Annotated in this window: 4 protein-coding genes and 1 pseudogene; 2 read left to right on the top strand and 3 right to left on the bottom strand. The window is 62.1% G+C overall.

Translation table 11 applies throughout. The annotated features are described in order from the left end of the window. Entirely contained in the window at positions 1–1,509 is a 1,509-nt protein-coding gene (locus tag MF410_RS24000; RefSeq protein ID WP_097627776.1) for an O-antigen translocase, read from the bottom strand. Between the two features lie 79 nt (positions 1,510–1,588). Next, the gene (locus MF410_RS23995) at positions 1,589–2,902 is read right to left on the bottom strand and encodes a polysaccharide biosynthesis/export family protein (RefSeq protein WP_179867145.1); all 1,314 of its coding nucleotides are present in this window, start codon (positions 2,900–2,902) and stop codon (positions 1,589–1,591) included. Between the two features lie 571 nt (positions 2,903–3,473). Here MF410_RS23995 and MF410_RS23990 point away from each other — a divergent pair. Together MF410_RS23990 and MF410_RS23980 are read left to right on the top strand one after the other, a co-directional pair. Continuing rightward, positions 3,474–10,502, top strand: a pseudogene (locus MF410_RS23990) (DUF4082 domain-containing protein). A gap of 96 nt (positions 10,503–10,598) precedes the next feature. Further along, positions 10,599–11,783, top strand: a complete 1,185-nt coding sequence (locus MF410_RS23980) for a GTP-binding protein (RefSeq protein ID WP_097627969.1) — start codon at positions 10,599–10,601, stop codon at positions 11,781–11,783. A 415-nt stretch (positions 11,784–12,198) separates the two neighbouring features. On the opposite strand, the gene MF410_RS23975 is transcribed toward MF410_RS23980, so the two are convergent. Next, positions 12,199–12,399: a hypothetical protein gene (locus MF410_RS23975; RefSeq protein WP_239620465.1), complete on the bottom strand. Its 201-nt coding sequence runs from the start codon at positions 12,397–12,399 to the stop codon at positions 12,199–12,201. Position 12,400: the final 1 nt, after the last annotated feature.

Genomic DNA, 12,400 nt, shown 5'->3' with positions numbered 1-12,400 from the left:
TTATGCTGATTTCGTGATCCATCCGCGGATGATTGCCGGCACGGATTCCGGCGGAAGCAGGTCGATCAGCATGCGCAGCGAATAGAGCCCGCAGAGAACGACGGCGACGAAGCCGATCGCCGTCGCCGGCCATAGCGGCAAAATCGAGAACATCAGGAATACCAGTCCCGATGCAGGCAGGAACAGCAGCGCATGTCTGCGATTGGCGGCGGACCAGCGAAAACCGGTCAGCCTCCGCACGATCACATAGATCAGGATGCTGTGCCAGACATAGAGGCCAAAAAACGCCATGCCGGCGCCGCGCGTACCGAACAGCGATACGAAGAGCCAGGCAAGCCCGACATGCACGACTGCCGCCGCAACCTCCGTCCAGAAGAAGATCGCCTGGGTACGCTTCGCCACGACGATGAAACCCATCGGCCAAGCAATGATCCGCAGCATCATTCCGAGGCAGATCCAGCGCAGAAGCTCGACTGCCCCATGAAATTCAGCCGAATAGAACAGGCTCATCATCAGCGGCGCGAGCGTCAGCGTGCCGAGCAGGCCGGGGCCGGCGAGCAGCATGCTGATTTCCGCCTGTTCATTGACCAGCCGATTGCATTCGGCACTGTTGTCGATCGTTGCGGTCAGGCGCGGATAGAAATCCGTTCCCATGGCCTGCAGGATGAAACCGGCGTATAGACCGCCGAGGCCCCAGGCCGCCTGATACAGTCCGGCCGCCATGACGCCGCCCTCCTTCAGCACGATGAGGCGGATGGCATAGGCCGCACCGAAGGTCAGAAGTCCGCTTGCCATGAAGACGAAACCGAGCCGGAGCAGCGCCGACACCTCCCGGCTGAACTGGCGCGCCGGCATTGGGGATGGATGCGGGAAGATCCGCCGGCTGTACCACCAGGTCGGAAGGATCGAGGCAGCTGCAATGACCACGAGCGACGGTGCGATCGCCTGGACCCCGAACAGGTAGATCAGCGGGATACTCACGGCCGTACCGATGAGCCCGGCAAGCACGTTGATGCGGGCAAGATCGGCAATGCCGCGCAGGCCCTGAATCAATGCGCTCTGCCCCGCAGACACCAGCCGGAAGAAAACGGCGAGCGACAGCAGCACAATGCCGCCGACGTGCTGGAAATCACCGAAAGTGAAACTTGAGACAGGATATGCCAATGCGGCGAGAAGAACCGCCCCAAGCAGCGCCAGCACCACCGATATGCGTCTCAGCACGGTTGCCGACTGGGCAATCCTCGCTGAGTCGCCGGTGCCGGCTGCCTCAGCGACTTGGCGCACGCCACTGCCGCCGACGCCCAGACCCGCGATAGACTGCGCGATATCGACAATCGAGCTATAAAGGCCCATAAGCCCGATGCCCTCAGGCCCGAGCAGGACGGCCATCGCCTTGTTTCTGATAATGCTGAGTGCGACATTCACGAGCGAAGCGCCGCCCATCAGCATCGTCGACTTGAGGATCTCGGTGTAGGTCTGGCTGCCGGGTGGGGTAATGCGCAAAGTCATCGGAAGCCCCCAGCCGTGTGTCCTGTGCCGGCGTTCAATCCCCGCCGCAGGCTCGATTGCAGCACATGCTTTTCGCTTATCACCGGCTTACCTGACTGATATGCGCCTCGTTCTGAGCAGGTAGAGCTGCGGCGTCTTCGGACGGCGCATCGGCGATGCTGCGGCTCCGGGTTACCCTGATCACGTCGCCCGGCGCTAACTCGGTCGTTTCCAAGGCCTGGAATTGAGTGACCTGTCCATTGTCCCGCCGGTTCACGACGAACGTCAGGGGGAGTTCGTCAACGCGGTTATTCACGTTGGCGCCGTTCGCCAGGTCTTCGAGAAGAAGTTGTTGCGTGGTGTCGCGCTTCAATTTCAGCTGATCGAGATTGGCTCTTTCCGCCTGCACCTCGGACGCGATCTCGCTACGGCGAGTGTCGGAAAGTCCCTCGAGACTGCGCGTCGTCTCGTTGGTTGCCTGGCGGCCCCGCATGATGGCGGTGACGAGGTCGAGCCGGTCGGAGCGATAGGTGGTGAGCAACCGTTCCAGATCCATCTGGCGTGAGCTGATTGTCAGGCCCTTCTGGACCAGCGTCTTCACGCTCGTCAGTTGCTCCTCGACCGACTGGATATTGTCATCCGAGCCTTTCAGCTTTTCTTGCATTGTTTCGATTTCCGCCGTCAAGAGATTGCGCAATTCGACGAGCGCCACCGACTGTTTGTCCAGTGCGTTTGCACGGGCCTGAAAAATGACCCGCTCCTCCTCGTAGATACTCTCGGCATATTGCCGATCGGCAGCGGGCGGCGGATCGAAGGCGATCTCTTTCTTCCCGGCCATCTCCGCTTGCAGCCGCGCGAGTTTTGCCGAACCGCGCAGCAGCGAATGGTCGATCTCCCGCAAGTCGCCGGCAAGCCTGATCGTCTGCGATTGCTGCTGTGCCGCAGCCCGCAACGGGCCGCCGCTCATGGCCAGGGATTGCAGGACGCTGAGGCCAGAGCGAAACTTGTATTCTCCCGGCGCTACCACGTCTCCGACGACGTAAATGGAGGGATAGTCGAGGATATCGATGGTCACCGCAGGCGCCTGGGCCAAACCCATCTTCGCTTGAAGGCGCTTGGCAATTTCGCTGGTAAGGCCCGCATTATCCAGATTTCCAACCGACAGCGACCCCAGAAAGGGTAGGGAGACCGTACCTGCATCCGAAACCGTATAGTCGCCGCCAATCCCGTCCCATCGCTCAAACTGGCCTTTGGACTGGATCCATTGGACGATTGTCAGGCGGATTCTCGTTTGTGGCGCCAAGGGGGAGCTGTCGGCGACAGCAGACGGCACCGCTCCGGCGAGAAAGGCGAGTGTGCTGATGACAAACGTCGCGCGAAAGAACACGCGAGGGGCGCGGTGCGATAGATTCATATGCATGTCTCGCCTGCAAACATTCTTACACGGACGCTGATACGATTACCTTGAACTCTGCTCGAACGCCGGAACCAAATTCCGAAGCTGCATCGCCAGTGTGCAGTCTGGCGAAGCCTTGAGGAAGGTGGAGGTCGTTTGCTTTGCCACATCAATATTGATGAGGTGGGGAGGGTGCTTCAGCCTAAATTGAGTAGAAACATGTATCGTCGGTGCCGCACACAGGCGTTGTCGCGCAAAATCAACAGGTTCTGCACGCAGAAATAGGCGCGCTCGCTTCGGTGAAGCGCAACCCCTCGGCAGCGCCTGTATGCTCCGGATCGCCGATCTTACCGCACGATGACCCGCCGCTTCGCTCTCTTCGCGGCTGCGAGCCTTGCACAGGAAACCGCAATCTCCGCCATCACGCATCTGATCCATCGCGCGGGCGCGCAACACGGCCGCTTGCCAAAAGGATGCCGCCAGTAGAGCGAAAGGAGTAGGATATACTCTGCTAATTTTCGACTATACTTCAGAACTTCGCGTTTAAGCGATATAGATTCGACCCTGACAATCTCGCGAGGTACCTGCCATGTATCGCAACGCTCGCCGGTGGACTTCGCGCTCACTCCTGCTGGATTCGCTGGTCCCCCGATGGTTGACTGTCGGCGGAAAGGAAAGGCCGCGTAAGCCGGCCGGAAAGCAAGGGGATGATGCCCAACTCGCGGCAGGGGTGCAAACGGCGGATGGAAACAAGCAGGCTCCCCTTGTCGGCGATCCCCATAATGACGCGGCGCTCAACAAGCACGACGTTGGGCAGATCGCGGGCGTGGACGGTGACTTCTGACGGTCGGGCCGACGACGGCGTTGTAGCGCCGCCCTTGCCCGACGCTTTCACAGTCAATCGCGAAATCGGAAAGCGAAGCGCTAATAGAGCCGCGTCCGTACTGTCAGTTCATATGCCGGATTTTGCCCCTTTCGAGGGGAACGCGCACGGACTTGCGTTCGGGTCGGCATCACCCCTTTACCGCACCTACGCTGGAATGAACCTCATAGGCGACGATCCTTTGGCGCCATATCTGCCGCAAAGCCCTTCACCGACCTCGTCGGGCACGATTCTGCCGCCGTCGCCAGCGAGCGTGCGCACTCGGGCAAAGTCGTCATTCTCGAATCGACGCCGTCGGCGCAGTCGACCGTGCAGCATGCTGGTGCAAATGCGCTGGCGGTTGGCATGCCCTTTGGTGTGTGCGGGTGCGGCTACTATACGTCCCCCACACGGATTCTCGATTACGCCCATAGCGGCGCCCTGCTTCAGCAAGATGGTCAGTTGCCGGGATCAAAGCTGACCGACGGACCGGACTATGCGGAGGCGATCAAGAAGGCCATCGGAGCCTCGGTCAGCGACCCGCTTCTCGATCGTAGCCTGTCTCCTCTCTCAGGCTGGCGCGGAACCGCAACGTGGACAGAATCAACGGCCCTGAACGGATCGTTGCCAGGCGGCGGAGAGACCGGAAAGGGCACTACCACGAAGGGTGTCGGCACCCTTTCCGGCTCGGTGACGACGCCGTCTCCACCTTCTGCGCAGCGATCGTTGACGACGCAAAATCTGGCGGCCGCTGCGGCGGCGGCCAGCAACGCGATCGTCCTGGAAAACCAGAAGCAGGGCAACCCGGAGAGCGAGTGGGGTATCGACGGTGCCGGCAGCACCAACATCGAAGGTTTTGCGACCGACATCAGCGTCGACAACGGCAAGACGATCAACTTCAAGATCAACACGAATTCTACCAACTACCGGATCGATATCTATCGACTCGGCTACTATGGCGGCATGGGCGCGCGCAAGGTCGCGACAATGCAGCATACCGGATTGCAGACCCAGCCCAGTCCGTTGCGCAATGCAACGACCGGCACGGTCGATGCCGGCAACTGGGCGGTTTCGGCTTCGTGGACCGTACCTGATGATGCTGTCTCAGGCGTCTACATCGCCAAGCTTGTGCGCCAGGATGGCACCTCTGGCGAAAATCAAATCCCGTTCATCGTGCGCGACGATGCCAGCCACAGCGACATTGTCTTCCAGACCGCAGACGAGACCTGGCAAGCTTACAACGGCTGGGGTGGCGCAAACTTCTATGGCGGCAACGGCCCCGCGACGGGCCAGGGCGCTGGTCGCGCCTATGCCGTCAGCTACAACAGGCCGATTGCAACCCGCGGCGGGGTCGGCACCTATGCCGGCCCGCAGGACTATCTGTTCGGCGCCGAATATGCTGGCATCTACTGGCTGGAACAGAACGGTTATGACGTCTCCTATATGTCGGGTGTCGACGTCGACCGCTATGGCAGTCTCCTGCTTAATCACAAGACCTATATCGATGCCGGGCACGACGAATACTGGTCGGGACAGCAGCGGACCAATGTCGAAGCCGCGCGCGACGCGGGCGTCAACCTGATGTTCTGGAGCGGCAACGAAGTCTATTGGCGCACCCGTTGGGGCAACGCCTACAGCGCCGACGGCACGCCCTATCGCACACTTATCTCCTACAAGGAGACATGGGCGCCTGGCAGCAGCATCGACCCTTCCAACGAATGGACGGGCACCTTCCGTGATCCGCGTCTCAGCCCACCTGCCATCGGCGGCGGAAACCCGGAAAACTCGCTGACCGGGCAGTTGTTCAAGGTCGACGATGTCGGCAGCAATCTCGCCGCGATCACCGTCGGATACGACGACGCCAACCTGCGCTTCTGGCGCAATACGAGCGTCGCCAATCTTCAGCCTGGCCAGACGGCAACGCTCACCAAGAACTATCTTGGTTACGAGTGGGATGAAGCGACTGACAACGGCTTCGATCCGGCTGGTCTCGTCAAGCTCTCATCGACGACGCTTCCGGTCAGCACCTACCTGCTCGACTACGGAAACACGACCGGCAATGCGACTGCGACCCACAATCTGACGCTTTATCGGGCGCCCAGCGGTGCGCTGGTGTTCGGCGCCGGTACCGTCTACTGGACGTGGGGCCTGAGCGACAATCATGACAATCAGGCGACTGCGACCGATCCCCGCGTGCAGCAGGCTATGGTCAATCTGCTGGCCGATATGGGCATTCAGCCCGGGACGCTGCAATCCGGGCTCGTTGCGGCAACGGCTTCGGCGGATCATACTGCACCGACTTCGGTGATCACGGTGCCCGCCACGGCGGCCGTTGGATCCACCGTGACGATTACCGGCACAGCTACCGATTCAGGAGGCGGGGTTATCGCCGCGGTCGAGGTCTCGACCGACAACGGGGCGAGTTGGCATCCGGCGACCGGCGATGAGAACTGGACTTATAAGTGGTCGCCGCAGACCGCGGGCACCTACACCATCCGATCTCGCGCAGTGGACGACAACGTCAACCTGGAAACACCCTCGACGGGTCGAACGGTCACCGTCAGCGGGCCGAATTACACCTCTCTCTTCGGTGCAGCGACACCGGCGGTGATCAACACCAACGATACCTCGGCCGTTGAACTCGGCGTGAAATTCCAGACCTCCTTGGCGGGCACCGTCACCGGCATTCGTTTCTACAAGAGCGACCTCGATACGGGAACGCATACAGGTTCACTATGGTCGAGCACTGGTACACGGCTTGCGACCCTCACCTTCACGAACGAGACGACCAGCGGCTGGCAGACTGCCTATTTCACCAGTCCGGTGTCATTGACAGCCGGGCAAATCTACACGGCGTCTTACCACACGAATACCGGTCATTATTCCACGACCACCAACTACTTCACCTCAAATGTGACCAGCGGTCCGCTGACGGCACCGGCCAGCGGCAATGGTGTCTACCGCTATGGCAACAACAGTCAGTTCCCCACGACCACATTTCAGTCGACGAATTATTGGGTCGATGTGATGTTTACCACGCCGAGCTCGAACACGACGCCGACGGCGGTTGCCGATGCGGGCGATGCGACCGAGAAGGGCGGCGTGGCCAACGGTTCGGGCGGCGTGGTTGCCAGCGGTAACGTGCTGACCAACGACACCGATCCGGATTCTGGTGACACCAAGACCGTCACGGCAGTGGTCTTCGGCGCGACGTCGGGCACGCTCGGCTCAGCACTCGCCGGCACCTATGGCAGTCTGGTGCTCAACGCATCGGGCGCCTATACTTATGCCGTCAACGAGGCCAATACCGCCGTCCAGGGGCTGCGCCTGTCGACCAACACGCTGAGCGAAGTCTTCAGCTATACGATGCGCGATAGCGCCGGCGCCACGGCCACGGCCAATCTCACCGTCACCATCCATGGCGCCAACGATGCGCCGGTGCTCGCTGTCCAGACGGCCGCCCAGAATGCCACCGTCGGCACGGCCTTCTCCTTCGCGGTGCCAACGACGACCTTCACCGATGTCGACAGCGGCGAGACGCTGGCCTATTCGGCAACGGCCGCCGATGGCACGGCATTGCCGTCTTGGCTCTCCTTCAATGCCTCGACCCGGACCTTCTCCGGCACGCCGACGGCAGGCGGCACCTACGGCGTCAAGGTCACGGCGACAGACCTTGGCGGCCTCGCCGCCAACGAGAGCTTCAACATCGCCGTGTCGGTTCCCGGCAACACGACGCCGACGGCGGTCGCCGATGCGGGCGATGCGACCGAGAAGGGCGGCGTGGCCAACGGTTCGGGCGGCGCAGTCGCGAGCGGCAACGTGCTGACCAACGATACCGATCCGGATTCTGGTGACACCAAGACCGTCACGGCAGTGGTCTTCGGCGCGACGTCGGGCACGCTCGGCTCAGCACTCGCCGGCACCTATGGCAGTCTGGTGCTCAACGCATCGGGCGCCTATACTTATGCCGTCAACGAGGCCAATACCGCCGTGCAGGGGCTGCGCCTGTCGACCAATACGCTGAGCGAAGTCTTCAGCTATACGATGCGCGATAGCGCCGGCGCCACGGCCACGGCCAATCTGACCGTCACCATCCATGGCGCCAACGATGCGCCGGTGCTGGCTGTCCAGACGGCGGCCCAGAACGCCACCGTCGGCTCCGCCTTCTCCTTCGTGGTGCCGACGACGACCTTCACCGATGTCGACAGCGGTGAGACGCTGACCTATTCGGCAACGGCCGCCGATGGCACGGCACTGCCCGCCTGGCTCTCCTTCAATGCCACGACGCGCACCTTCTCCGGTACGCCGACGACCGCTGGCACCTACGGCGTCAAGGTGACGGCGACGGACCTTGGCGGCCTTGCCGCCAACGAGAACTTCAATATCGCCGCCTCGACGGCGCCCGTGACCTACAGTCTGTTCAACGCCTCCAGCACGCCGACCCAGACCAATCTCAACGATGGTCAGCAGCTCGAGCTTGGCGTCAAGTTCCAGTCGAACGTTGCCGGTGACGTTACCGGCATCAAGTTCTATCGCAGCGCCAACGACAACGGCCAGAACGTTGTCGACCTGTGGACCACGACGGGCACCAAGCTCGCCACCGCCACCTTTGCCGGCACCACCGGCAGCGGCTGGCAGACGGTCAACTTCTCAACCCCCGTCACGATTACTGCCAACACGACCTACGTTGCCTCCTATCACACCACCGGCGCCTACGTCGCGACCAACAATTTCTTTACGGCCGCCGTCACAAACGGCCCGCTCACGGCGTCGGCCAGCGGCAACGGCGTATACACCTATGGCGGCTCCGCTACCGCTGGCATTTTCCCGAATGCCACCTACAACGCCGCCAATTACTATGCCGATGTGGTCTTCCGCCCGGCATCGACAACGCCGAACACGACGCCGACGGCGGTTGCCGATGCGGGCGATGCGACCGAGAAGGGCGGCGTGGCCAACGGTTCGGGCGGCGTGGTTGCCAGCGGTAACGTGCTGACCAACGACACCGATCCGGATTCTGGTGACACCAAGACCGTCACGGCAGTGGTCTTCGGCGCGACGTCGGGCACGCTCGGCTCAGCACTCGCCGGCACCTATGGCAGTCTGGTGCTCAACGCATCGGGCGCCTATACTTATGCCGTCAACGAGGCCAATACCGCCGTCCAGGGGCTGCGCCTGTCGACCAACACGCTGAGCGAAGTCTTCAGCTATACGATGCGCGATAGCGCCGGCGCCACGGCCACGGCCAATCTCACCGTCACCATCCATGGCGCCAACGATGCGCCGGTGCTCGCTGTCCAGACGGCCGCCCAGAATGCCACCGTCGGCACGGCCTTCTCCTTCGCGGTGCCAACGACGACCTTCACCGATGTCGACAGCGGCGAGACGCTGGCCTATTCGGCAACGGCCGCCGATGGCACGGCATTGCCGTCTTGGCTCTCCTTCAATGCCTCGACCCGGACCTTCTCCGGCACGCCGACGGCAGGCGGCACCTACGGCGTCAAGGTCACGGCGACAGACCTTGGCGGCCTCGCCGCCAACGAGAGCTTCAACATCGCCGTGTCGGTTCCCGGCAACACGACGCCGACGGCGGTCGCCGATGCGGGCGATGCGACCGAGAAGGGCGGCGTGGCCAACGGTTCGGGCGGCGCAGTCGCGAGCGGCAACGTGCTGACCAACGATACCGATCCGGATTCTGGTGACACCAAGACCGTCACGGCAGTGGTCTTCGGCGCGACGTCGGGCACGCTCGGCTCAGCACTCGCCGGCACCTATGGCAGTCTGGTGCTCAACGCATCGGGCGCCTATACTTATGCCGTCAACGAGGCCAATACCGCCGTGCAGGGGCTGCGCCTGTCGACCAATACGCTGAGCGAAGTCTTCAGCTATACGATGCGCGATAGCGCCGGCGCCACGGCCACGGCCAATCTGACCGTCACCATCCATGGCGCCAACGATGCGCCGGTGCTGGCTGTCCAGACGGCGGCCCAGAACGCCACCGTCGGCTCCGCCTTCTCCTTCGTGGTGCCGACGACGACCTTCACCGATGTCGACAGCGGTGAGACGCTGACCTATTCGGCAACGGCCGCCGATGGCACGGCACTGCCCGCCTGGCTCTCCTTCAATGCCACGACGCGCACCTTCTCCGGTACGCCGACGACCGCTGGCACCTACGGCGTCAAGGTGACGGCGACGGACCTTGGCGGCCTTGCCGCCAACGAGAACTTCAATATCGCCGCCTCGACGGCGCCCGTGACCTACAGTCTGTTCAACGCCTCCAGCACGCCGACCCAGACCAATCTCAACGATGGTCAGCAGCTCGAGCTTGGCGTCAAGTTCCAGTCGAACGTTGCCGGTGACGTTACCGGCATCAAGTTCTATCGCAGCGCCAACGACAACGGCCAGAACGTTGTCGACCTGTGGACCACGACGGGCACCAAGCTCGCCACCGCCACCTTTGCCGGCACCACCGGCAGCGGCTGGCAGACGGTCAACTTCTCAACCCCCGTCACGATTACTGCCAATACCAACTATATTGCGTCTTATCACACGACCGGCGCTTACGTGGCGACTGACGCCTTCTTCGCCAGTGCCGTCACCAACGGTCCTTTGACGGCCCAATCAAGCGCGGTCGCCGGCGGCAACGGTGTTTATGCCTATGGCGGATCCGCCACCACAGGTCTCTTCCCGACCAGCTCCTACGATTCTGCGAATTACTATGCCGACGTGGTCTTCCGCCCGCAGCTCGCCGGATGAAGCAAAGCTTATGGACCGGTTTTCGAATGAGGCTAACACGACGCACATACTGGCCGCGGCGAAGGCGCTGCGACCGACCGCCCTCAAGGAATGCCGATGAACAGGATTGAGCGGCTCCCGGTAACCGTGCTGGCCGGCTTCCTCGGCGCCGGCAAGACGACGCTCCTCAGTCACATCCTCAACAACCGTCAGGGGCTGCGGGTCGCTGTCATCGTCAACGATATGAGCGAAGTGAATATAGACGCCAGTCTCATTCAACACGGCGGCTGCAACCTGTCGCATACAACCGAGACATTGATCGAGCTCAGCAACGGCTGCATATGCTGCACCCTGCGCAACGACCTCCTGACGGAAGTACGACGGCTGGCCGAAGAGCAGCGATACGACTATCTGTTGATCGAAGGCACCGGCATTGCCGAGCCACGCCCCATTGCGGCAACCTTTTCCTTCCGCGACGAGAACGGCGTCTCGCTCGCCGACTTTGCCAGGCTCGATACAATGGTCACCGTGGTCGACGCTGCAAACCTGTTGGCCGACTACAGCAGTGCCGATCTGCTGGCCGACCGCGGCCTGCAGCGCGACGGTGAAGACCGGCGCACACTTATCGACCTGCTGGTCGATCAGATCGAGTTTGCCGATGTCGTCGTGATCAACAAGATCTCGGACGCGACCGACGAGGTCCGAGCAGAGGTGAGCAAGATCGTAACGTCTCTCAACCCGGATGCACTCCAGCTGGAGACGGATTTCGGCAAGATTTCTCTTTCAACCGTCCTCGATACAGGCCTCTTCGACGAAGCAAAGGCGGCTGCGCATCCCCTGTGGCACAAGGAATTGTACAGCCCGGATGAGCATGTTCCGGAAACGGAGGAATACGGCGTTTCGAGCTTTGTCTATCGTACCAGACGTCCCTTCGATCCCACACGGTTTCGGGCATTCCTGGACGAGCCCTGGCCGGGGGTCCTGCGCGCCAAGGGCCATTTCTGGCTTGCCACGCGCCCGCGTCATGTGGGGCTGATGTCGGCTGCCGGGATCCAACGGCGCTGCGAACCCATGGGACTTTGGTGGGCAGCCGTGCCCCGGCAGGACTGGCCGAGCCATCAGCAATTTCGCCAGCATCTCGAGAGCCGGTGGGACAGCGCTTGGGGCGACCGTCGGCAGGAACTGGTTTTTATCGGCGTTGATATGGACGAGACGGGTGTGCGGACCGCGCTGGACGGGTGCCTCGCCAGCGCCGATCCGCGCGACTGGGCTAGCCTCGAAGATCCGTTTCCGGCCTGGTAGCGGCGCAGGACAACGCTCGAGTTGACCGGCTAGGCCAGCCGGACCGAACTAGAATTCCTTTTCAAGCGTCAGGCACTTGCCAGGAGCCGTCGGCAACTTTGGGGCCTTGTCGTCCGGTATGGGGTGAGGGTCATCACATTGGAGTAGGAGCTACCTCCCACATACCCCGGATTGCTGTCGTACGTTCCCTTCGCAAAGGTGCCAGAATGAACATCTTGCTACAGCGGTCGAAGGGCCGGCCGATGCGGAAGGGGACGCCGCTGATGCGGAGAATTCATGTCAGTAATCGTGAGTACCTGTGTACATTTGGTGGAGCGTTGAGTGTCCTTCGTGCATCCTCTGCCTGGAGCGCAGTCCTTGCCTCCGCGACAGTTGTGTCGTCGAGGAGCACGGACGGCGCTCCGAGCTTTGCCAATCAGGGCAGCGCAACCGTCCAATCCTCCTTCACCGGCACGGTCACATCTTCCCTGATATCCTCCGGCGACATGCAATCGTCCCCGGCATCGTCGACGGCGATGCCGGCCCCTGCTGCCGACGGCGGCGCGCAGGACACGTCCACGAAGACGGCGTCGGCTGCGACGGTCTTCCAGACGCCGTCCTCGACATCTGAGCGCACC

The sequence above is a fragment of the Rhizobium sp. C104 genome (assembly GCF_022354505.1).
In the GTDB taxonomy this organism is placed as follows: domain Bacteria; phylum Pseudomonadota; class Alphaproteobacteria; order Rhizobiales; family Rhizobiaceae; genus Rhizobium; species Rhizobium redzepovicii.
This window is presented reverse-complemented; position numbering and strand designations above follow the sequence as displayed.